The 21,058-nt window shown below is 66.9% G+C and carries 15 protein-coding genes and 2 rRNA genes (1 of these 17 running past the window's edge); 11 read left to right on the top strand and 6 right to left on the bottom strand.

Annotation, left to right across the window (positions count from 1 at the left end; translation table 11 throughout):
- The 3 genes from AC1G9L_RS19515 to AC1G9L_RS19505 all read left to right on the top strand — a co-directional run.
- Positions 1-2,245, top strand: a 23S ribosomal RNA gene (locus tag AC1G9L_RS19515) (it extends 635 nt beyond the left edge of the window).
- A gap of 154 nt (positions 2,246-2,399) precedes the next feature.
- Positions 2,400-2,514: ribosomal RNA gene (rrf, locus tag AC1G9L_RS19510) — 5S ribosomal RNA — on the top strand.
- A gap of 522 nt (positions 2,515-3,036) precedes the next feature.
- Positions 3,037-4,104: an alcohol dehydrogenase catalytic domain-containing protein gene (locus tag AC1G9L_RS19505; protein WP_019800295.1), complete on the top strand. Its 1,068-nt coding sequence runs from the start codon at positions 3,037-3,039 to the stop codon at positions 4,102-4,104.
- 316 nt (positions 4,105-4,420) lie between these two features.
- On the opposite strand, the gene AC1G9L_RS19500 is transcribed toward AC1G9L_RS19505, so the two are convergent.
- Both AC1G9L_RS19500 and AC1G9L_RS19495 read right to left on the bottom strand, forming a co-directional pair.
- Positions 4,421-6,163, bottom strand: coding sequence for a M28 family metallopeptidase (locus AC1G9L_RS19500; RefSeq protein WP_481069758.1), 1,743 nt, complete (start codon positions 6,161-6,163; stop codon positions 4,421-4,423).
- Between the two features lie 81 nt (positions 6,164-6,244).
- Complete coding sequence (locus AC1G9L_RS19495; protein ID WP_019801184.1) at positions 6,245-6,907, bottom strand: hypothetical protein; 663 nt, start codon at positions 6,905-6,907, stop codon at positions 6,245-6,247.
- Between the two features lie 103 nt (positions 6,908-7,010).
- On the opposite strand from AC1G9L_RS19495, the gene AC1G9L_RS19490 reads away from it, so the two are divergent.
- On the top strand, positions 7,011-8,321 hold the full coding sequence (locus tag AC1G9L_RS19490; RefSeq protein ID WP_481069757.1) for a murein hydrolase activator EnvC family protein: 1,311 nt from the start codon (positions 7,011-7,013) through the stop codon (positions 8,319-8,321).
- A gap of 104 nt (positions 8,322-8,425) precedes the next feature.
- Positions 8,426-9,925: a S41 family peptidase gene (locus AC1G9L_RS19485; protein WP_481069756.1), complete on the top strand. Its 1,500-nt coding sequence runs from the start codon at positions 8,426-8,428 to the stop codon at positions 9,923-9,925.
- Positions 9,926-9,988: 63 nt separating this feature from the next.
- Here the strand turns inward: AC1G9L_RS19485 and AC1G9L_RS19480 are convergent, their stop codons facing one another.
- Genes AC1G9L_RS19480 through AC1G9L_RS19470 form a run of 3 tightly spaced genes read right to left on the bottom strand, consistent with a single transcriptional unit; the run spans position 9,989 to position 12,028 of the window.
- On the bottom strand, positions 9,989-10,975 hold the full coding sequence (locus AC1G9L_RS19480; RefSeq protein ID WP_481069755.1) for a D-2-hydroxyacid dehydrogenase family protein: 987 nt from the start codon (positions 10,973-10,975) through the stop codon (positions 9,989-9,991).
- A 4-nt stretch (positions 10,976-10,979) separates the two neighbouring features.
- On the bottom strand, positions 10,980-11,300 hold the full coding sequence (locus AC1G9L_RS19475) for a DUF1820 family protein (protein ID WP_019800616.1): 321 nt from the start codon (positions 11,298-11,300) through the stop codon (positions 10,980-10,982).
- Between the two features lie 35 nt (positions 11,301-11,335).
- Complete coding sequence (locus AC1G9L_RS19470; RefSeq protein ID WP_010340917.1) at positions 11,336-12,028, bottom strand: rhomboid family intramembrane serine protease; 693 nt, start codon at positions 12,026-12,028, stop codon at positions 11,336-11,338.
- Between the two features lie 246 nt (positions 12,029-12,274).
- Here AC1G9L_RS19470 and AC1G9L_RS19465 point away from each other — a divergent pair, with 246 nt between their 5' ends.
- Positions 12,275-13,615: an outer membrane protein transport protein gene (locus tag AC1G9L_RS19465; protein WP_019800615.1), complete on the top strand. Its 1,341-nt coding sequence runs from the start codon at positions 12,275-12,277 to the stop codon at positions 13,613-13,615.
- A gap of 131 nt (positions 13,616-13,746) precedes the next feature.
- Here the strand turns inward: AC1G9L_RS19465 and putA are convergent, their stop codons facing one another.
- Positions 13,747-16,938 carry a bifunctional proline dehydrogenase/L-glutamate gamma-semialdehyde dehydrogenase PutA gene (gene putA, locus AC1G9L_RS19460; protein ID WP_481071196.1) on the bottom strand — a complete coding sequence of 1,064 codons (3,192 nt, stop codon included), beginning with the start codon at positions 16,936-16,938 and terminating at the stop codon, positions 13,747-13,749.
- A 262-nt stretch (positions 16,939-17,200) separates the two neighbouring features.
- On the opposite strand from putA, the gene AC1G9L_RS19455 reads away from it, so the two are divergent.
- Genes AC1G9L_RS19455 through AC1G9L_RS19435 form a run of 5 tightly spaced genes read left to right on the top strand, consistent with a single transcriptional unit; the run spans position 17,201 to position 21,050 of the window.
- A complete protein-coding gene (locus tag AC1G9L_RS19455; RefSeq protein ID WP_481069754.1) occupies positions 17,201-17,677 on the top strand; it encodes a DUF2244 domain-containing protein in 477 nt (158 codons plus the stop codon).
- A 20-nt stretch (positions 17,678-17,697) separates the two neighbouring features.
- Entirely contained in the window at positions 17,698-18,690 is a 993-nt protein-coding gene (coxB, locus tag AC1G9L_RS19450; protein ID WP_481069753.1) for a cytochrome c oxidase subunit II, read from the top strand.
- Positions 18,691-18,721: 31 nt separating this feature from the next.
- Positions 18,722-20,332 carry a cytochrome c oxidase subunit I gene (ctaD, locus tag AC1G9L_RS19445; RefSeq protein WP_019801217.1) on the top strand — a complete coding sequence of 537 codons (1,611 nt, stop codon included), beginning with the start codon at positions 18,722-18,724 and terminating at the stop codon, positions 20,330-20,332.
- On the top strand, positions 20,332-20,463 hold the full coding sequence (locus tag AC1G9L_RS19440; protein WP_010341609.1) for a hypothetical protein: 132 nt from the start codon (positions 20,332-20,334) through the stop codon (positions 20,461-20,463). Before ctaD ends, AC1G9L_RS19440 begins: the two co-directional genes overlap by 1 nt.
- Positions 20,460-21,050, top strand: a complete 591-nt coding sequence (locus tag AC1G9L_RS19435; protein ID WP_019801216.1) for a cytochrome c oxidase assembly protein — start codon at positions 20,460-20,462, stop codon at positions 21,048-21,050. Before AC1G9L_RS19440 ends, AC1G9L_RS19435 begins: the two co-directional genes overlap by 4 nt.
- Positions 21,051-21,058: the final 8 nt, after the last annotated feature.

Here is a 21,058-nt window from a genome sequence, read left to right as displayed (position 1 = left end):
TAGTCGCGGGCAGTAGACCCGAAACCGGGTGATCTAGTCATGCCCAGGGTGAAGGTCAGGTAACACTGACTGGAGGCCCGAACCCACTCCCGTTGCAAAGGTAGGGGATGAGGTGTGATTAGGAGTGAAAAGCTAATCGAACCCGGAGATAGCTGGTTCTCCTCGAAAGCTATTTAGGTAGCGCCTCATATGTATCCTCTCGGGGGTAGAGCACTGTTATGGCTAGGGGGTCATCGCGACTTACCAAACCATTGCAAACTCCGAATACCGAGACGGACTGTATGGGAGACACACGGCGGGTGCTAACGTCCGTCGTGAAAAGGGAAACAACCCAGACCCACAGCTAAGGTCCCAAATTCACTGCTAAGTGGAAAACGATGTGGAAAGGCATAGACAGCCAGGAGGTTGGCTTAGAAGCAGCCACCCTTTAAAGAAAGCGTAATAGCTCACTGGTCGAGTCGGTCTGCGCGGAAGATTTAACGGGGCTAAGCAGTGAACCGAAGCTTGGGGTGCATCGCGATAAGCGATGCGCGGTAGAGGAGCGTTCCGTAAGCCTGCGAAGGTGGATTGAGAAGTCTGCTGGAGGTATCGGAAGTGCGAATGCTGACATGAGTAACGACAATGCGGGTGAAAAACCCGCACGCCGAAAGCCCAAGGTTTCCTTGCGCAACGTTAATCGGCGCAGGGTGAGTCGGCCCCTAAGGCGAGGGCGAAAGCCGTAGTCGATGGGAAGCAGGTTAATATTCCTGCACCTCGCGTAAGTGCGATGGAGGGACGGAGAAGGTTAGGTGTACCGGGCGTTGGTTGTCCCGGGGAAAGGCGGTAGGTTTGGATCTTTGGCAAATCCGGGATCCTTTAAGACCGAGCACCGAGACGAGTCTTTTAGACGAAGTCACTGATACCACGCTTCCAGGAAAAGCTCCTAAGCTTCAGCTTACGCAGACCGTACCGTAAACCGACACAGGTGGGTAGGATGAGAATTCTCAGGCGCTTGAGAGAACTCGGGTGAAGGAACTAGGCAACATGGCACCGTAACTTCGGGAGAAGGTGCACCCTTTTTGGTGGCTCGTGCGAGCTATAGCTGAAGAGGGTCGCAGAAACCAGGCCGCTGCGACTGTTTATCAAAAACACAGCACTCTGCAAACACGAAAGTGGACGTATAGGGTGTGACGCCTGCCCGGTGCTGGAAGGTTAATTGATGGGGTCAGCCGCAAGGCGAAGCTCTTGATCGAAGCCCCAGTAAACGGCGGCCGTAACTATAACGGTCCTAAGGTAGCGAAATTCCTTGTCGGGTAAGTTCCGACCTGCACGAATGGCGTAACGACAGCGGCGCTGTCTCCACCCGAGACTCAGTGAAATTGAAATCGCTGTGAAGATGCAGCGTTCCCGTGGCAAGACGGAAAGACCCCGTGAACCTTTACTATAGCTTTACACTGAACGTTGAGTTCGTCTGTGTAGGATAGGTGGGAGGCTATGAAACTGTGGCGCTAGCTGCAGTGGAGCCATCCTTGAAATACCACCCTGTCGTGCTTGACGTTCTAACCTAGGTCCGTAATCCGGATCGGGGACCGTGTATGGTGGGTAGTTTGACTGGGGCGGTCTCCTCCTAAAGAGTAACGGAGGAGCACGAAGGTACGCTCAGCGCGGTCGGACATCGCGCACTGTGTGCAAAGGCATAAGCGTGCTTGACTGCAAGATCGACGGATCAAGCAGGTACGAAAGTAGGTCTTAGTGATCCGGTGGTTCTGTATGGAAGGGCCATCGCTCAACGGATAAAAGGTACTCCGGGGATAACAGGCTGATACCGCCCAAGAGTTCATATCGACGGCGGTGTTTGGCACCTCGATGTCGGCTCATCACATCCTGGGGCTGTAGTCGGTCCCAAGGGTATGGCTGTTCGCCATTTAAAGTGGTACGCGAGCTGGGTTCAGAACGTCGTGAGACAGTTCGGTCCCTATCTGCCATGGGCGTTGGAGATTTGAGAGGGGCTGCTCCTAGTACGAGAGGACCGGAGTGGACGAACCTCTGGTGTTCCGGTTGTCACGCCAGTGGCATTGCCGGGTAGCTATGTTCGGAAGCGATAACCGCTGAAAGCATCTAAGCGGGAAGCGCGCCTCAAGATGAGATCTCCCGGGACACAAGTCCCCTAAAGGAACCATGTAGACTACGTGGTTGATAGGTCAGGTGTGTAAGTGCAGCAATGCATTGAGCTAACTGATACTAATGATCCGTGCGGCTTGACCATATAACCTCAAGATGCTTCCTCGAAGCATCCCTTAGCGCGACACACGTCGATCGCTCTCACTCGCTCGCTACATCACACCCTATGAGAGGCTGGCGCCCTGCCGTCCTCGGTCCAACAACCGAGTACACGCACGCGGCGACACTCCAACCGTCTCCCTGGTGAAATTAGCGCTGTGGAACCACCCGATCCCATCCCGAACTCGGAAGTGAAACGCAGCTGCGCCGATGGTAGTGTGGCTCAAGCCATGCGAGAGTAGGTCATCGCCAGGGGCTTTACCCCAAATCCCCGTCCGAAAGGACGGGGATTTTTTATTGCGCGTGCAAAAACCAACACGACGCGCGCAGACGAGCGGGGACGGGCGAAACCGCGCAATGACGGATCGGCGAGGCGCTGCGCGCGCCGCACCCTCACCCCAACCCCTCTCCCGGGGGGAGAGGGGCTCGGTTCCCTTGCCCCTCAGAAGACGTGCCGAGCGATGAGATGCGCAAGAGCGCGCATCGCGACGTGCCGCATCAGCATCCCTTCCGTAATGCCGTGGCTGAAGCGCCGGCATTTCGCCCGCACGCCATCGGTGAAGTGCGGCTACGTTCAGCCCAACGCGTGCGCCAGTTCACACTTGTTCGCTTCGACAGCGGATTCAGAGCAAGCGCATCGCACCGTTCCATGGGGCGATGCGTGCCTTTCATGCCACGCCGCTTAGACTTTTTCCCGATTTCGGCGACCGCGTGGGCATCTCTGCCTGATTCGCGCATCGCTTTTCGGCCCCTTTCACCCACCACGAGGCCTTCCCCATGAGCCAAGCCAATGGATACGCCGCTCAGGCATCCGATCAGCCGCTGACCCCCTTCACCTTCGAGCGCCGTGCGCTCGGTGCGCATGATGTCAGCATCGAGATCCTCTACTGTGGCGTCTGCCACTCGGATCTGCACACCGCCCGTAACGAGTGGCACAACACCCAGTACCCGTCCGTCCCCGGCCATGAAATCGTCGGCCGCATTACCGCGGTGGGCGATCAGGTCACTGCCTTCAAGGTCGGCGACCTGGCCGGTGTCGGCTGCATGGTCGACAGTTGCCGGCATTGCGCCTCCTGCGCCGATGGCGAAGAGCAGTACTGCGAGAACGGCTTCGTCGGTACCTACAACGGTCCGATGTTCGGCGGCGAGAACACTTATGGCGGCTACTCCGATCACATCGTGGTCAACGAGAAGTACACGCTGCACATCCGCCACGATGCCGACCAGCTGGCGGCGGTGGCGCCGCTGCTGTGCGCTGGCATCACCACCTATTCGCCGCTGAATCACTGGAAGGTCGGCCCGGGCAAGAAGGTCGGCATCGTCGGCCTGGGCGGCCTTGGCCATATGGGCGTGAAGATCGCCCACGCCATGGGCGCGCATGTCGTGCTGTTCACCACGTCGACCGGCAAGCGCGAGGATGCACTGCGCCTGGGCGCGAACGAGGTGGTCGTGTCGAAGAACGCCGACGAGATGGCGGCGCACACCAACAGCTTCGATTTCATCCTCAACACCGTGGCGGCACCGCACGACCTCGATGCGTTCCTGACCCTGCTCAAGCGCGACGGCACCATGACCCTGGTCGGCGCGCCGGCCGAGCCGCACCCGTCGCCGACGGTGTTCAACCTGATCATGAAGCGGCGCCAGCTGGCTGGTTCGCTGATCGGCGGTATCCTTGAGACCCAGGAAATGCTGGATTTCTGCGCCAAGCACGGCATCGTGTCCGACATCGAGACGATCGAGATGGCGCAGATCAACGAGGCCTACGAGCGCATGCTCAAGGGTGACGTGAAGTACCGCTTCGTCATCGACATGGCCAGCCTGGCGCAGACCAAGCAGGCGGCCTGAGCCGACGGCGACCGTGGCGGTCAGCCGCCGCGGTTACGTCATGCGTCATCGTCATTCCATGAAAGCCCGGGCAGCGCATGCCCGGGCTTTTCTGTAGCGGTGGCACTTGTCGCGACCGAAGTGCTCTGCACGTGGGCCTCTGATCGGCATTCGAGACGCTCGGAAAACGTCCGGCAACCGCGCACCACTGCGTGCGGAAAGCGATCTGCAAGAGGTGGTGGCAGCGAAGATGCCCGGTGCGCCGCGCGACCGATGGGGGCAGAGACGACAACGGCGCCGAAGCGCCGTTGCCATGAAGCTGGGGATAAGCCGTCGCCTACTTGCCGGCAGCAGGCTCGGCCGCCGGCAGCGACGTCGGCCGGCCCATCATCTTGTCGCGTGCGGCCTTGAACGGATTGTCCGGATACCAGTTCGGCCAGCTGTCGCCGGCGGCCAGTTCCTTGCCGACGCCGTACACCGCCTGCAGGTCGTCCATCACGCCGTCGAGCTTCCAGGTCGCCGGATCGTACTCGTCGGCCGGCGTGTGGTAGCGCTTGGCGTACTCTGCCGCGGCGCGGCGCCCGGCTTCGATGCCGCCGTCGACCAAGTCTTCGCCGCCGTCGATGTACAGCGCCGGCACGCCGGCCTTGGCGAAGTTGAAGTGATCGGAACGGAAGTAGAACCCGCTCTGCGGTGCGTCCTCGGAGTGCAGCACGCGGCCTTGCGCGGCGGCGATCGGCTTGAGCATATCTTCCAGTTGCGAGCTGCCGAACCCGTTGACCACCAGGTCCTTGGCGCGCCCGGCCACCGGCATCGCATCCAGGTTGATGACGCCGGCGATCTTGTTCAGCGGGAAGGTCGGATGCGCCACGTAGTACTTGGAACCGAGCAGCCCCGACTCCTCCAGCGTCACCGCCAGGAACACCACCGAGCGCTCGGGCTTGGGCTGCTGGTGCGCGAACGCCTCGGCGATTTCGAGGATGCCGGCCACGCCGGTGGCGTTGTCGACCGCACCGTTGTAGACGTTGTCGCCCGGCTCGCCCTCGTGCTTGCCCAGGTGATCCCAGTGCGCCATGTACAGCACCGCTTCGTCGGCACGGCTGCTGCCGGGCAGCACGCCGACCACGTTGCGCGAGGTCTTCTCGGCGATGGTGCTCTTCAGGTCCACCGAGAGCTTGGCCTTCAGCGGGACCGGCTTGAAGCCGCGCTTGCTGGCGTCCTTGTACGCTTGCGCCAGATCCAGGCCGGCATCGGCGAACAGCTGCTTGGCCGCCTCGGCGGTGAGCCAGCCCTGCACTGGGATACGCGGCTCCGGATCGTCCTTCGCCGGCAGGTCGTACTGCGCGCCGGACCAGGAGTTCTTGACCACGTCCCAGCCGTAGCTGGCGCCGGGCGTGTCGTGCACGATCAACGCGGCGGCGGCGCCCTTGCGCGCGGCTTCCTCGAACTTGTAGGTCCAGCGCCCGTAGTAGGTCATGCGCTTGCCTTCGAACAGGCTGCCGTCGCCGGTGTGGAAGCCGGGGTCGTTGACGAACATCACCACCGTCTTGCCCTTCCAGTCCTGGCCGGCATAGTCGTTCCACTTCTGCTCCGGCGCGTCCACGCCGTAGCCGACGAAGACCATGTCGCTGCCATCGAGCTTGACCTCGGGCTGGCCGGTACGCGTGCCCACCACCATGTCGCTGCCGAAGGCGAGCTGTCGCGCAGCGCCGTCGTGGTTGATGGTGAGCGTGGTGCCGGGCGCCGCGGTGGTCTCGGTCATCGCCACGTCCTGGAACCAGCTGTCGCCGTTGCCGGGCTGCAGGCCGATGCGCTGCATCTGGTCACGGATGTAGGCGACCGTCTTATCCTCGCCCGGCGTGCCGGGACCGCGGCCTTCGAAGGCGTCGGAGGACAGCGTCTTGACCAGTTCCGCGAAGTCCGCCGGTGCGATCCCGGTGGAGAACGCGTGCGAGGGCGCCGCAGCGGGCGCGGGCGCCGCGGCCGGTGGCGCGGTGTCGGCGGCCGGGGCGGGCGCTTCGCGTTTGCACGCGGTCAGCGCCGCGGCTGCGGCCAGGCACAGCACGAGCTTGCGGGACATGGGGGCTCCTGGTGGCGAGGGAACCCTGGATTCTATAGGCAAGCCGCGCGCGTCCGGGCACGCGCGGCACTACGGCACGGCTCAGTTGTTCGGCGCGGTGTCGCCATCGAAGGGCAGCGCGGTGGCGCCGGTGATCGGCCCGGTCTTGGCGCTGCGGTGCACGTACAGGGTTACTTCGCGCTCGAAGCGCAACGGGCCGTCGATGACCGCGCGGGGGCCGACGATGACCCGCGGCTTGCGCGTCGGCTTGAACGACATGCTGAAGCTGGGCTTGTTGATCGAAATGCCGCCGCCGACATGCGAATCGTGGCCGACGGTGATGTCGCCGTTGACCGTCTCGATGCCCTTGTCCAATTGCGTGGCGACCAGGCCTATGCTGCCGTTGACGCTTTCGATGCCGCCGCCGACGCGGCCGCCGCGGTCGACGAAGATGCCGCCGTTGACGGTTTCGATGGAACCGGCGACCTGCGCGCGCTCGCCGAGGGTGATGCCGCCGTTGACCGTGGACAAGCCCTTGGTCTGCGCGCCGTCGGCGACCTTGACGCTGCCGTTGACCGTTTCCACGCTGCCCACCTGGGCGCCGGACTGGACGTTGATGCTGCCGTTGACCGTTTCCAGGTCGCCGTACTGCTTGCCGGCGTCGGCAGTGATGCTGCCGTTGACCTTGCTGATGCCGTCGCCCGCGAACGCCGGACCGGCCGTCAGGGCCAGCGCCAGCACAACCGCCAGATGCATGCGTTTCATCCTTCACCTCCCGGGCGCCGACGATGCGGCGGCAATCAATCGTGAGGCGATCACAACACGCTTCGCTACAATCCACACCTGCCTGAAGTCACTGGACCCTCGCTTGCCCGCAGCCGCGCCTGTCCCACCGTATTCCGCCGCGCCCCGCGCGGCCGAGCGGCGTGCGCCCGTGCAATGGCGCGGGCCGTTGCGCAGCCTGCTGGCGGTGGCGTGGCTGCTGACCGCCGGGTTGGCCGCGGCGCAGAATCCGCGCGAGGCCGAGAAGCGCCTGGAGAAGGTGCGCAACGAACTGAAGAGCGTGGCCGAGGAGCGGCGGCAGCTGGAAGGCAAGCGTGGCGACGCCGCGCGCCAGTTGCGCGACGCCGACGAAAAGGTCGCCGCTACCGGCCGCAGCCTGGCGCAGACGCAGCAGGCGCTGCAGCGGCACCAGCAGACCCTGGCCGAGCTCGAGCGCAAGCGCGATGGCCTGCGCAGCGGTTTGACGCGGCAGCGCGCCGAACTGGCGCAACTGTTGCGGGCGGCCTATGCCATCGGCGGCAATGCGCCGCTGAAGCTGCTGTTGGCGCAGGACCGCGTGGCCGACGCCAACCGTCTGTTGGCGTACCACCGCTATCTGCAGCGCGAGCGCGCGCAGCGCATCGCCACGCTGACCCAGGAGCTGCAGGCGCTGGAACAGGTGCAGCGCGAGGTCGTCGAGCAGAAGCAGCAACTGAGCGAAGCCCAGCGCCGCCAGCAGGAACAGGCCCAGGCCCTGCAGCGCGACCGCAAGCAGCGCGCCAGCGTCGTCTCGGAACTGGACCAGCGCTACCAGGACCGCAGCGAACGCGAGAAGGCGCTGGGCCAGGATGCCAAGGCACTGGAAACCCTGCTCGCCAACCTGCGCGCCGCCGCCGCGCGCGCCGAGGCCGAGCGCCGTGCCGCGGCCAGGCGCGAAGCGGCCGAACAGGCGGCGCAGGCCAAGGCCGCGGCGAAGGCCGGGCGTGGCGGCGGCAAGGTGCTGCCCAAGGTGGTCGCCTCGGCGCCGCCGCTGAAGGTCGGTGGCCTGGGCTGGCCGCTGTCCGGCGACCTGATCGCGCGCTACGGCGGCCGGTTGCCCGACGGGCGCACCAGCAGCGGCGTGCTGATCGCCGCACCTGCCGGCAGCACCGTCACCGCGGTCGCCGACGGCACCGTGGTGTTCTCCGACTGGATGACCGGCTACGGCATGATCCTGATCGTGGATCACGGCAACGGCTACATGAGCCTGTACGCGCACAACGACACGCTGCTGCGCGACGCCGGTGCCAAGGTCAAGCGTGGCGACGCGGTGGCCAAGGTCGGCAATTCCGGCGGGCAGGGCCGCCCGGCGCTGTACTTCGAACTGCGTCGCAATGGCCAGCCGGTGGATCCGGCGTCGTGGCTGCAGCGCCGCTGAGCCACGCCGGCGCGGCGCGTTCAACGCGAATTTAGCTCGGCTTCGCGCATAATCCGGACAACCGCGCCGTGCACGGTGCGGGTCTTCCCCAATCGGAGTGCTTCATGCGCGTAGTCCTGTCCGCAGCCCTGTTGCTCGCTCTGGCACCGCTGCCGTCGATGGCGCAACGCGCCGAGGCGCAGACGCCCACGGCCCCGGCGGCCAGCGCCGACGATCCTGACGCCACCGAATCGGCCAGCGCCAAGGTGCCACTGGACGAGATCCGTCGCTACGTCGCGGTCTACAACGCGGTGAAGGAAGCCTATGTCGATCCGGTCGACGACAAGAAGCTGATGCAGTCCGCGATCCGCGGCCTGCTGCTGGACCTGGATCCGCACAGCACCTATTTCAGCAAGGAAGACGCCGAAGCCTTCGACGAGCAGACCAGCGGCGCCTACGACGGCATCGGCGTGGAGCTGCTGCAGTTGCCGGACAACACGCTCAAGGTGGTGTCGCCGATCGACGACACGCCCGCCGCGCGCGCCGGCCTGCGCTCGGGCGACATCATCATCGCCATCGACGGCAAGCCGATCAGCGCGGTCAAGGCGATGGAGCCGCTGCGCGGCGAGCCGGGCAGCAAGGTCGTGCTGACCATCGCCCGCGACAAGGTGGCCAAGCCGTTCGACGTGACCCTGACCCGGCAGACCATCCGCGTGGCCAGCGTGCGCAGCCGCATGCTCGAGCCGGGCTACGGCTACATCCGCATCAGCACCTTCCAGGCCGACACCGGTGCCGATTTCCACAAGCAGCTGCAGCAGTTGCAGGCGCAGGCCGGCGGCAAGCTGCGCGGGCTGGTGCTGGATCTGCGCAGCAACCCGGGCGGCCTGCTGACCGCGGCGGTGCAGGTGGCCGACGACGTGCTCGACAAGGGCACCATCGTCAGCACCCGCGGACGCATCTCGGTCAGCGATTCCAAGTTCGACGCCACCCCCGGCGACCTGCTCAACGGCGCGCCGACGGTGGTGCTGGTGGATGCCGGTTCGGCCAGCGCCTCGGAAGTGCTGGCTGGTGCGCTGCGCGACAACAAGCGCGCGCGCATCGTCGGCAGCCGCACCTTCGGCAAGGGCTCGGTGCAGACCGTGCTGCCGCTGGACAACGGCGACTCGGTCAAGCTGACCACCGCGCGCTACTACACGCCGAGCGGCAAGTCGATCCAGGCCAGCGGCATCGTGCCCGACGTGGTGCTGCACCCGGAGGCCAGCGCGGACGATGCCGACAAGCCGGCCGCGATCGCCGACTACAGCGAGGCGACCCTGCCGGGCCACCTGCATGGCGACGACGAGGGCGCCGAGGGCTACACCGCCGGCGACGTGCTGCCGGGCGATGGCCCGATCGCGCAGGCGCTGGCCGAACTGAAGCAGCCTGGCGCCGTGGCGCGGGCGGCTGCGGCGGCACCGGCCGGCAAGGGCAAGGCCAAGCCGGCACACAAGCCGGCGGGCGTCGCGCCGAAGGCGGCCCCGGCGAAGCCGCCGGCGGCGGAGCCGGCAAAGCCCGAGCCTGCCAAGTCGGAACCTGCAAAGACCGAGTCCGACAAGACCGAACCGGCTCCAGCGTCCGGGACCTGAGCCGGCGGGCGGCACCGTCGTCACCGCGCGCGGCGTGGCCGCTGCGCGGCGGCGGCCAGCGGCTCAGTCGGCGACGCTGAGCACCTCGGGATTGGCCAACCGCTGCGGCGTGCCGGCGGCGAAGGCCAGCACGTTGTCGAAGGCGGCGCCGAAATACAGCGCGTAGCTGCTTTGTTCGACGTAGCCCAGGTGCGGCGTCGCCAGCACCCGCGGATGCCGCAGCAGCGGATGCTGCGGGTCCAGAATCGGCTCCTGTTCGAACACGTCCAGCGCCGCCTGTCCCGGGCGGCCGGCATCCAGCGCGGCCAGCAGCGCGCCGGGCGCGATGAGTTCGGCACGGCTGGTGTTGACCAGCAGCGCATCCGGTTTCATCCGCAGCAGATCGTCCAATCCGATCTGGTGACGGGTGGCCGCGACCAGGCGGCGATGCAGGCTGAGCACATCGCTCTCGGCGAACAGCGCCTCGCGGCTGGCGGCGACCGCGAAGCCGTCGGCGCGCGCCTGCGCACAACTGTCCTCGCTGCCCCACACCTGCACGCGCATGCCGAAGGCACGCCCGTAGGCGGCGACGCGGCGGCCGATCTTTCCGTAGCTCCAGATGCCGAGGGTCAGGCCCTCCAGGCTGCGGCCCAGCTGCGCATCGCCGGTGGCCTGCCAGTGCCCGCCCAGCAGCGCATCGCGGTAGGCGGGCAGGCGCCGGCTGGCCTCCATCAGCAGCGCCCAGGTCAGTTCCGCCGGTGCCACCGGCGAGCCGACGCCTTCGGCCACGGCCACGCCGCGCGCGGTGCAGGCGGCCAGGTCGATGTGTTCGCCGATCCGCCCGGTCTGGCTGATCAGGCGCAACTTGGGCAGTCGCGCCAGCAGGGTGGCGTCGATGCGGGTGCGCTCGCGGATCAGCACCAGTGCCTCGGCCTCGGCGGCATGCCGGACCAGAGTGTCGCGGTCGGGCGCGAGCGCGGTCAGCACCTGCACGCTGTGCGCCTGCAGCCGCGCGAAGCAGGGCAGGTGGCGTACCGCATCCTGATAGTCGTCGGCGATCAGGATGCGCATCGGCTCAGCGCGGCTTGCCGGGCATCGGGAACGGCGTGACCACCTTCTCGCCGGTGGTCGCGTCGCGGATCGCCGACGGCCCCTTCTTCTCCACCTCTTCGATGCGCACGATGCTCTGCATCGGCAGGTGCAGCGTCTTGGTGGCGCCGAACTCATCGCGCAGGCGTTCCTCGGTGGGATCGATCACCAGCCCGTCGTGCACGTCGAACACCAGCGTGCCGATTTCGGTGAAGCCCCATAGATGGCTGCTGCCCACGTGCTGGCAGTACAGCTCGTAGACCTTGCCGTGGTTGAGGAAGGTCACTTTGTACAGGTGCTTGAACATGCGCGCAGTATACGGGCGCCGTTGCCGCAGGCGGCTCAGAACCCCTTGCGCTTGCGCAGCCGCCGCGCGATCGCCGCGCGCACGTACAGCCCGTAGACCATGCCGAAGGCGAAGCCGGCCAGGTGCGCCGACCACGCCACCATGCCGAACGCCGGGCCGATGTAGGCGAACACCACCTGCAGTGCCGCCCAGGTGCCGATCAGCAGCGAGGCCGGGGCGCGCACGAATTCCAGGAACAGCCCCAGCGGCAGCACCACGCCGAGCTTGGCCCGCGGAAACAGCGCCAGGTAGGTGCCGATCAGCGCCGACACCGCGCCGCTGGCACCGATGATGACCCGGTCCGGGGTGCCGATCGCGAACACCGCGGCCAGGTTGGAGATCGCCCCGCCGCCCAGAAACAGCAGCAGGAACCGCCACGGTCCCAGCACGCGCTCGGCGGGCAGGCCGAAGATCAGCAGGAACACCAGGTTGCCGAGCAGGTGCGACCAGTCGGCGTGCAGGAACAGCGCGGTGAACAGGCGCAGCACGCTGCCGTCCTGCACCGTCGCCAGCCAGTCGCGCGGGCTGCCGACACCGGCCGAGAGCGCGCCCCAGTCCAGCCACAGGGTCGCGCGCGCCTCGTCGGGGCGGCTGATCGACCACAGGAAGGCCAGCCACATCGCCGCGAACAGCAACGGGGTGGCCCAGCGCAGCGTGGTGCGTTCGCGGGAGGGGATGGAAACGAACATGCGAGGGAAGGGGGAACCGGAGACCGCCAGGGACGCCAAGATAAGGGCTTCATTCGGCTGAACGCACGCCGACTCCGCACGAACCTGAACGCATCATGTCGTTATTGTTTAGTTAACGGTGCGGGGTATACTCGCATACGGCGTCGTATGTCGGGAGGGGACTCCGGCGCGCATTCCTGGGCCTTTACGGTGCGGGGAGGCGCAGGCGCGAACACAGACACTTCGTCTTCCGGAGAAAAACTAGCCATGCAAAACGCAACCCAGTTCGTCCGTTTCACCGCTCTGGCCGTCGGCATCGTCGGCGCGCTGGCCATGGGCCAGGCGCACGGCGCCGCGTTCCAGCTCAAGGAGAACAGCGCCAAGGGCCTGGGCCGCGCGTTCGCCGGCTCCGGCAGCGCCCCCGGCGATGCCTCGATCATCGCCGTGAACCCGGCCGGCATGCGCCAGCTCGACGGCAAGGTGTTCCAGGCCGACGTCAGCGCCATCCAGTTCTCGGCCAAGTACCAGGGCGACGGCGGCACCTACGCCAACGGCCAGGCGATCTCCGGTGGCCGTGGCGGCGACGCCGGCATGATCGCCCCGGTCCCGGCCGTGTACTTCCACATGCCGTTCGGCGAAAACAACAACATGCACTTCGGCACCTCGCTGACCGTGCCGTTCGGCTTCAAGACCGAATACGACCGCGACTGGGTGGGCCGCTACAACGGCGTCAAGACCGAACTGCAGGCGATCGACCTGAACTTCGCCTTCTCCTACGACGTCAATCCGTACGTGTCGTTCGGCGCGTCGGTGTTCGCCGAGCGCCTGGACATCGATCTGACCAACGCCATCGACTTCGGCACCATCCTGGCCTCGCGTCGCGTGCCGGGCTTCGCGCCGGGCAGCGCCGATGGTTTCTCGCGCATCAAGGGCGACAACACCGAGGTCGGCTTCACCCTGGGCGGCCTGTTCAGCATCGACGAGAACACCCACATCGGCTTCAGCTACCGGTCGCAGGTCGAGCACAAGATCACCGACGGCGATGCCAACTTCACCGTGCCGGGCAATGCCGCCACCGTGCTGGCCTTCGCCGCGCCGGGCACCTTCGTCGACACCAAGGGCCGCGCCACGGTCAAGCTGCCGGCCAGCGCCACCGCCAGCTTCACCCACAACATCAACGAGCAGTGGACGGTGATGGCCGACGTCACCCGCACCGCCTGGAGCAAGTTCGACAAGGTCACCGTCGACTTCGCCTCCAACCAGCCCGACAGCGTGCTGGACTTCTCGTACCGCGACACCACCTTCGTGTCGCTGGGTGCCGACTACCGCATGAGCGATACGCTGACCCTGCGTGGCGGCCTGGCCTACGACCAGACCCCGACCACCGACCAGCACCGCGACGTGCGCGTGCCGGACGCGAGCCGCAAGTGGGTCTCGCTGGGTCTGACCTGGAAGCCGTCCGAGCAGGCCGAGTACAGCTTCGGCTACACCCACCTGTTCACCAACGATCCGAGCATCGCCACCACCAGCGCCACCGGCAACACCCTGGTCGGCGACTACGACGTGAGCGGCAACGTGCTGGCGGCCTCGGTCAACTACAAGTTCTGATCGAAGGCGCTTCGCGGTTCACGAAAAAGCCCCGCTTCGGCGGGGCTTTTTTGTGCCTGTCCGTAAGCATGCGCTGCGGCAGGCGGCGGCCGGCGCAGGTTCCGGGCGGAACGCTGCGCCGAGCGGGGCGGTCAGTCGCCCAGGGTCAGCAGCGAGGCGTTGCCGCCGGCGGCGGTGGTGTTGACCGTCACCACCTTCTCGGTGGCGAAGCGCAGCAGGTAGTGCGGGCCGCCGGCCTTGGGGCCGGTGCCGGACAGGCCCTGGCCGCCGAACGGCTGCACGCCGACCACCGCGCCGATCTGGTTGCGGTTGACGTAGACGTTGCCCACCGCCACGCGCGAGGCGATGCGCTCGATGGTCTCGTCGATGCGCGAATGCACGCCCAGGGTCAGGCCGTAGCCGGTGGCGTTGATCTGGTCGATCACCGCGTCGAGCTGGTCGGCCTTCCAGCGGATCACGTGCAGCACCGGGCCGAAGATCTCGCGCTGCAGCTGCGCCAGCGACTGCAGCTCGTAGGCGCGCGGGGCGAAGAAGCTGCCGTGCGCGGTGGCGTCGTCGGTGGCGGCAACCGCAATCGCGCGCGCTTCGCGGTCCATGCGCGCGGCGTGGTCGGTGAGGATCTGCAGCGCGTCGGCATCGATCACCGGGCCGACGTCGGTGGACAGCAGGCCGGGGTCGCCGACCTTCAGTTCGGCCATGGCGCCGGCGAGCATGGTCATCACCTTGTCGGCGATGTCGTCCTGCACGAACAGCACGCGCGCGGCCGAGCAGCGCTGGCCGGCGGAGATGAAGGCGCTGGAGATCGCGTCCTTGACCACCGCTTCCGGCAGCGACGAGGAATCGGCGATGAAGGCATTCTGGCCGCCGGTCTCGGCGATCAGCACGCCGATGGCGGCATCGCGCGCGGCCAGCGCGCGGTTGATCGCACGCGCGGTGTCGGTGGAACCGGTGAAGGCGACGCCGGCCACGCGCGGATCGCGGGTCAGCGCGGCGCCGACGGTGGCGCCGTCGCCGGGCAGGAACTGCACCACCGCCTCCGGCACGCCGGCTTCGTGCAGCAGCTTCACCGCGGCATGGCCGACCAGGTTGGTCTGCTCGGCCGGCTTGGCGATGACGCTGTTGCCGGCGGCCAGCGCCGCGGCGACCTGGCCGAGGAAGATGGCGAGCGGGAAATTCCACGGGCTGATGCACACGAACACGCCGCGGCCGTGCAGCTGCAGTTCGTTGGATTCGCCGGTCGGCCCGGGCAGGCGCTCGGGGGCGCCGAACTGCGCGCGCGCCTGGCCGGCGTAGTAGCGCAGGAAATCCACCGCCTCGCGCACTTCGGCGACGCCGTCGGGCAGGGTCTTGCCGGCTTCCTTGACGCACAGCGCCATGAACTCGGGCATGCGCGCTTCCAGCAGGTCGGCGGCGTGTTCGAGGATGGTGGCGCGGCTGGCGGCCGGGGTGCGGTTCCAGGCCGGATAGGCGGCTGCGGCATTGCTGAGCGCCTTCTCCACGGTGGCGGCATCGGCCGGCTTCCAGTGGCCGACGACCTGGCGGCGGTCGGCCGGGTTGGCGACCGGCAGCGCATCGCCGGCGATCACCGCGCCGGGCACCAGCGGCGCGGCCTGCCAGGGCTTGAGCGCGGTGTTGAGCTGGTCGGCCAGCGCGCGCAGATCGTTGTCGTTGGCGAGGTTGGCGCCCATGGAATTCTTCCTGTTGTGGTTCTGGCTGCGCAGCAGATCGACCGGCAGCGGAATCTTCGGATGCGGGATGGAGGCGAACGCGGACACGGCTTCGACCGGGTCGCGGATCAGGTCTTCGATGGCCACGTCTTCGTCGGTGATGCGGTTGACGAAGCTGGAGTTGGCGCCGTTCTCCAGCAGGCGCCGCACAAGGTACGGCAGCAGGTCCTCGTGCGAACCCACCGGCGCATACACGCGGCAGGGCACACCGAGGCGGTCGGCGGGGATCACTTCGGCATAGAGGTCGTCGCCCATGCCGTGCAGCTTCTGGTGCTCGTAGTCGCGGCCGCCGGCGATGGCGCGCACCGCGGCGATGGTCTGCGCGTTGTGGGTGGCGAACATCGGATACAGCGCGTCGCTGTGCGCGAACAGGCGCTTGGCGCAGGCCAGGTAGGACACGTCGGTGTTCTGCTTGCGGGTGAACACCGGGTAGCCCGGGTGGCCCTCGACCTGCGCGCGCTTGATCTCCGCGTCCCAGTAGGCACCCTTGACCAGGCGCACCGGGATGCGGCGGCCGACGCGGCGCGCCAGGTCGGCGAGGAAATCGATCGTGTACGGGGTGCGCTTCTGGTACGCCTGCACCGCCAGGCCGTAGCCTTCCCAGCCGTCCAGCGACGGATCGGAGAAGGTGGCCTCGATGATGTCCAGCGACAGTTCCAGGCGGTCGGCCTCTTCGGCATCGACCGTGTAGCCGATGCCGTAGGACTTGGCCAGTTGCGCCAGCTCCAGCACGCCCGGCACCAGCTCGGCCATCACCCGCGCGCGCTTGGCGTGCTCGTAGCGCGGGTACAGCGCAGAGAGCTTGATCGAGATGCTGGGCGCAGCGAACACCGCGTCCTTGCCGCCTTGCGGACGCTGCGCGGCGAAGTGCTTGCCGATGGCGTGGATCGCCTGGCGGTAGGCATCCAGATAGCGCTGCGCGTCCTTCATGGTCAGCGCGCCTTCGCCGAGCATGTCGAACGAATAGCGGTAGTGGGCGTTGTCGCCCTTCTTCGAGCGGGTCAGCGCCTCGCCGATGGTCCGGCCCATCACGAACTGGTGGCCCATGATCTTCATCGCCTGGCGCACCGCCAGTCGGATCACCGGCTCGCCGACGCGGCCGATCAGGCGCTTGAACGCGCCGGACACGTCGGCGCGGGTGAGGTCGTTGATCTGCACCAGCTTGCCGGTGAGCATCAGGCCCCAGGTCGAGGCATTGACGAGGATCGAGTCGCTCTCGCCCATGTGCTTCTTCCAGTCCGCATCGCCGAGCTTGTCGCGGATCAGCTTGTCGGCGGTGTCCTGGTCGGGGATGCGCAGCAGCGCTTCGGCCACGCACATCAGCAGCACGCCTTCCTCGCTGCCGAGGTCGTACTGGCGCATGAAGGCTTCGATCGCGCCCTGGTCCTGGGCGCGGGCGCGCACCCGGGTGACCAGGTCGGCGGCCAGCGCCTGCACCTTGGCCTGGTCGGCCGCGGGCAGGCGCGCCTGCTCGAGCAGTTCGCGCACGTGTTCGGCTTCGTCCTTGAGCCAGGCGGCGGTGATCGCCGCGCGCAGAGCCTGCGGTGCGGGCGGGAGTTCGGGGGACAGCAAGGGCGAAGGAGACGCGGACGGCATCGCCGGAATAGAGCCGGCGCCAGGCAGAGCGTTCATGCGGGAAAGGCCAGGGACAGAGCCCACCATTTTATGTCAGCGCCTGCACGCGCAGGGGGTTGCCGGTCTCTGCAAGGCGACGGCGGCAGCGCCGAGGCTGAACGCGAATCTGGTTGCGCTGCAGCATTTTTTATGGTGAACACGCGCTTGCCGCCGCGCAGGCCGGGGGCTACCATCCAGGCGTGCTCGCGGCTCGGGCGCGAGCGGTTCGGAAGCGCGGTTCGACATGATCGAAATGTTTCCGTTTTCTCCGGAGGGGTCGGGTACGCAGCTGCGGCTGCGACCGCCGCGGGCGTTGAATGCCCGGCAATTCGTTCTGTTGTTCCTCGCACTGGCCGGGGCGATGTGGGCCGTGGCTGGGCTGGGGTGGCTCGCCGGCAATGTGTTCGCGCCTGCGTTCGCCCTGTTGCACAGCACCGTGGTGGGGCTCGCGCTGCATTGGTGTTGGCGCGGCGGCGAGCGCGAAGAGGATATCCGGGTGGGTCCGGCCTGCGTGGAAGTGACCCGTCCGAATGCAGGAACGCCGGCGTTCCGCGCCCATCCGCATTGGGTGCGGTTGCGGATCGAAGGCGACGACAGGGTGGTGCTGGCATCCAGCGGCAAGCATGTTCGGGTCGGCGAATTCCTCGGCCCCGACGAACGCCGGCAACTGGCGCAGACCCTGGAAGGCTTGCTCGCGGCCGTGACCGGCCGCAACCGATGACGCTCCAAGGGGTCTAGGCAATGAAGCAACGCGGCGGGTGGGTGCAACAGGCGGTCAGGGGCGGGATGGCGTTGGCGGCGGCGATGGCCGCACCGCTGGCGTGGGCGCAGTCGGCCGATCCCAAGCCGTGGCAGCTCAACATGGGCAGGGGCGTCACCCAGAGCGCGCGCAACGCGTACGACGCGCACATGGTCGCGTTGTGGGTCTGCGTGGTCATCGGCGTGCTGGTGTTCGGCGCGATGGCCTACGCCATCTTCAAGTTCCGCAAGTCCAAGGGCGCGGTGCCGGCGCAGTTCAGCCACAACACCAAGGCCGAGATCGTGTGGACGGTGATCCCGGTGCTGATCCTGATCGTGATGGCCTGGCCGGCCACCGCCAAGCTGATCGCGATGTACGACACCCGCGATGCCGAGATGACGGTGAAGGTCACCGGTTACCAGTGGATGTGGCGCTACGAATACCTGGGCGAGAACGTGTCGTTCACCAGCCGCCTGGCGCGCAGTTCCGATCGCCTGCGGCAGAGCCATGCGGTGCCCACGCTCGAGCACGACCCGCACTACCTGCTGGACGTGGACAACCGGCTGGTGCTGCCGGTGAACACCAAGGTGCGCTTCGTCATCACCGCCGACGACGTCATCCACGCCTGGTGGGTGCCGGCGCTGGGCTGGAAGCAGGACGCCATCCCCGGGATCATCAACGAGGCTTGGACCAGCATCGACACGCCCGGCGTGTACCGCGGCCAGTGCGCCGAACTGTGCGGCAAGGACCACGGCTTCATGCCGATCGTGGTCGAGGCGGTGAGCAAGCAGGACTTCGAGAAGTGGCTGGCATCGCGCAAGCCGGCGCCCGCCGCCGCGCCTGCGCCGGCCACGCCGGCAGCGGCCCCGGCTGCTGCGCCGGCCACCGCCGAACCCGCTGCCGCGCCCGCCGACGCCCAGGCGCCGGCGTCGCCGCCGCAGGCGCGGCTGTCGCGTCCTCGTTCCGACTCGCACCTGATCGTGCAAGCCTCCTGATCTCCAGCATTCCTTTTCTGAGGTAGCCGCCATGGCCCATTCGGCAGTCGATCACCACGACGAGCACGGGCATCAGCAGAGCTTCGTCGAGCGTTGGTTCTTCTCGACCAACCACAAGGACATCGGCACGCTGTACCTGCTTTTCAGCTTCACCATGTTCGTCATCGGTGCGGCGATGAGCGTGGTGATCCGTGCCGAACTGGCGCAGCCGGGCCTGCAGTTCGTCAAGCCCGAGTTCTTCAACCAGATGACCACCGTGCACGCGCTGGTGATGATCTTCGGCGGGGTGATGCCGGCCTTCGTCGGCCTGGCCAACTGGATGATCCCGTTGCAGATCGGCGCGCCGGACATGGCGCTGCCGCGCATGAACAACTGGTCGTTCTGGCTGCTGCCGGTGGCCTTCACCCTGCTGCTGCTGACCCTGTTCCTGCCCGGCGGCGCGCCGGCCGGCGGCTGGACCATGTATCCGCCGCTGATGCTGCAGGGCGGCTACAACGTCGCCTTCTCGGTGTTCGCCATCCACGTCGCCGGCATCAGCTCGATCATGGGCGCGATCAACATCATCGCCACCGTGCTCAACATGCGCGCGCCGGGCATCGACCTGCTGAAGATGCCGATCTTCTGCTGGGCCTGGCTGATCACCGCGTTCCTGCTGATCGCGGTGATGCCGGTGCTGGCCGGCGCGGTGACCATGCTGCTGACCGACAAGTTCTTCGGCACCTCGTTCTTCAACGCCGCCGGCGGCGGCGACCCGGTGATGTACCAGCACATCTTCTGGTTCTTCGGGCACCCCGAGGTCTACATCATGATCCTGCCGGCGTTCGGCGTGATCAGCGAAATCATCCCGACCTTCAGCCGCAAGCCGCTGTTCGGCTACCAGGCGATGGTCTACGCGATCGCGGCGATCGCGTTCCTGAGCTTCATCGTCTGGGCGCACCACATGTTCACCGTGGGCATGCCGCTGGGCGGCGAGATCTACTTCATGTTCGCCACCATGCTGATCTCCATCCCCACCGGGGTGAAGGTGTTCAACTGGGTCAGCACCATGTGGCAGGGCTCGATGACCTTCGAGTCGCCGATGCTGTGGTCCATCGCCTTCGTCATCCTGTTCACCATCGGCGGCTTCTCCGGGCTGATGCTGGCGATCGTGCCGGCCGACTTCCAGTACCACGACACCTATTTCGTGGTCGCGCACTTCCACTACGTGCTGGTTACCGGAGCGGTGTTCGCGCTGATCGCGGCGGTGTACTACTGGTGGCCGAAGTGGACCGGGCGCATGTACAACGAGACCTGGGCCAAGTTCCACTTCTGGTGGACGATGCTGTTCGTCAACCTGCTGTTCTTCCCGCAGCACTTCCTCGGCCTGGCCGGCATGCCGCGGCGCATCCCCGACTACAACGTGGTGTTCGCCGACTGGAACCTGGTCAGCTCGATCGGTGCGTTCGGCATGTTCGTCACCCCGTTCCTGATGGCCGGCATCCTGCTGGCGTCGCTGCGCAACGGCGCGCGCGCAGAAGCGCGCTCGTGGGAAGGCGCGCGCGGCCTGGAGTGGACGGTGCCGTCGCCGGCGCCGGCGCACACCTTCACCCTGCCGCCGGTGATCAAGCCCGGCGACCTGGCCCACGACGACATCAGCCACTGATGACCGCGCAACCGCCGCTCGACGACCTGGTCCTGCGCCGCAAGCGTGCGGCGCGCACCGCGCTGGTGGTCGGCGCGGTGGCGCTGGCGATCTACGTCGGCTTCATCCTCTCGGGGGTGCTGGGCCGATGAACGCGCCAGCGCCGCGGGTGCACAGCAGCGCCGGGCTGTTCAAGCTGGTCGGCGTGGCGCTGGCGGTGTTTTTGCTGACGTTCTCGCTGGTGCCGCTGTACCGCATCGCCTGCGAGAAGGTGTTCGGCGTGCGCCTGGAACGCGGCCCCGGCGAAGGCCCGCAGGCCGGCAAACCGCTGGCGGGCAAGCGCACGGTCACGGTGCAGTTCGATGGTGGGGTGAATTCCAAGCTGCCGTGGTCGTTCCATCCGGAGCAACTGACCATGCAGGTGGTGCCGGGCGAGCTCAACGAGGCGCTGTACTACGCGCACAACGACGGCGCGCATGCCATCGTCGGCAGTGCGGTGCCGTCGGTGGCGCCGGCACGCGCCTCCGGCTACTTCACCAAGACCGAGTGCTTCTGCTTCACCGCGCAGACCCTGCAGGCCGGCGAGAAACGCGACATGCCGGTGCGCTTCATCGTCGATCCCAACCTGCCCAGCGACATCAGCACCATCACCCTGTCCTACACCTTCTACAAGAACGATGCGCTGAGCGCGGAACTGGGATCGCCGAAACTGGCCGGTTCCGCGCGCGCGGCTCCCTGACCCGACCG

The organism is Xanthomonas sp. NCPPB 1132, from assembly GCF_056629235.1.
The sequence above is the reverse complement of the archived record's forward strand: the minus strand, read 5'-3'. Positions and strand labels throughout refer to the sequence as shown.

What these genes read in the sequence shown, in the direction of transcription:
- putA (WP_481071196.1), bottom strand. Translation starts at nt 16,938, where the DNA reads ATGCCGTCCGCGTCTCCTTCGCCCTTGCTGTCCCCCGAACTCCCGCCC.
- AC1G9L_RS19435 (WP_019801216.1), top strand. Translation starts at nt 20,460, where the DNA reads ATGAACGCGCCAGCGCCGCGGGTGCACAGCAGCGCCGGGCTGTTCAAG.
- AC1G9L_RS19475 (WP_019800616.1), bottom strand. Translation starts at nt 11,300, where the DNA reads ATGTTCAAGCACCTGTACAAAGTGACCTTCCTCAACCACGGCAAGGTC.
- AC1G9L_RS19480 (WP_481069755.1), bottom strand. Translation starts at nt 10,975, where the DNA reads ATGCGCATCCTGATCGCCGACGACTATCAGGATGCGGTACGCCACCTG.
- AC1G9L_RS19505 (WP_019800295.1), top strand. Translation starts at nt 3,037, where the DNA reads ATGAGCCAAGCCAATGGATACGCCGCTCAGGCATCCGATCAGCCGCTG.
- AC1G9L_RS19465 (WP_019800615.1), top strand. Translation starts at nt 12,275, where the DNA reads ATGCAAAACGCAACCCAGTTCGTCCGTTTCACCGCTCTGGCCGTCGGC.
- AC1G9L_RS19500 (WP_481069758.1), bottom strand. Translation starts at nt 6,163, where the DNA reads ATGTCCCGCAAGCTCGTGCTGTGCCTGGCCGCAGCCGCGGCGCTGACC.
- AC1G9L_RS19455 (WP_481069754.1), top strand. Translation starts at nt 17,201, where the DNA reads ATGATCGAAATGTTTCCGTTTTCTCCGGAGGGGTCGGGTACGCAGCTG.
- AC1G9L_RS19440 (WP_010341609.1), top strand. Translation starts at nt 20,332, where the DNA reads ATGACCGCGCAACCGCCGCTCGACGACCTGGTCCTGCGCCGCAAGCGT.
- AC1G9L_RS19485 (WP_481069756.1), top strand. Translation starts at nt 8,426, where the DNA reads ATGCGCGTAGTCCTGTCCGCAGCCCTGTTGCTCGCTCTGGCACCGCTG.
- coxB (WP_481069753.1), top strand. Translation starts at nt 17,698, where the DNA reads ATGAAGCAACGCGGCGGGTGGGTGCAACAGGCGGTCAGGGGCGGGATG.
- ctaD (WP_019801217.1), top strand. Translation starts at nt 18,722, where the DNA reads ATGGCCCATTCGGCAGTCGATCACCACGACGAGCACGGGCATCAGCAG.
- AC1G9L_RS19495 (WP_019801184.1), bottom strand. Translation starts at nt 6,907, where the DNA reads ATGAAACGCATGCATCTGGCGGTTGTGCTGGCGCTGGCCCTGACGGCC.
- AC1G9L_RS19470 (WP_010340917.1), bottom strand. Translation starts at nt 12,028, where the DNA reads ATGTTCGTTTCCATCCCCTCCCGCGAACGCACCACGCTGCGCTGGGCC.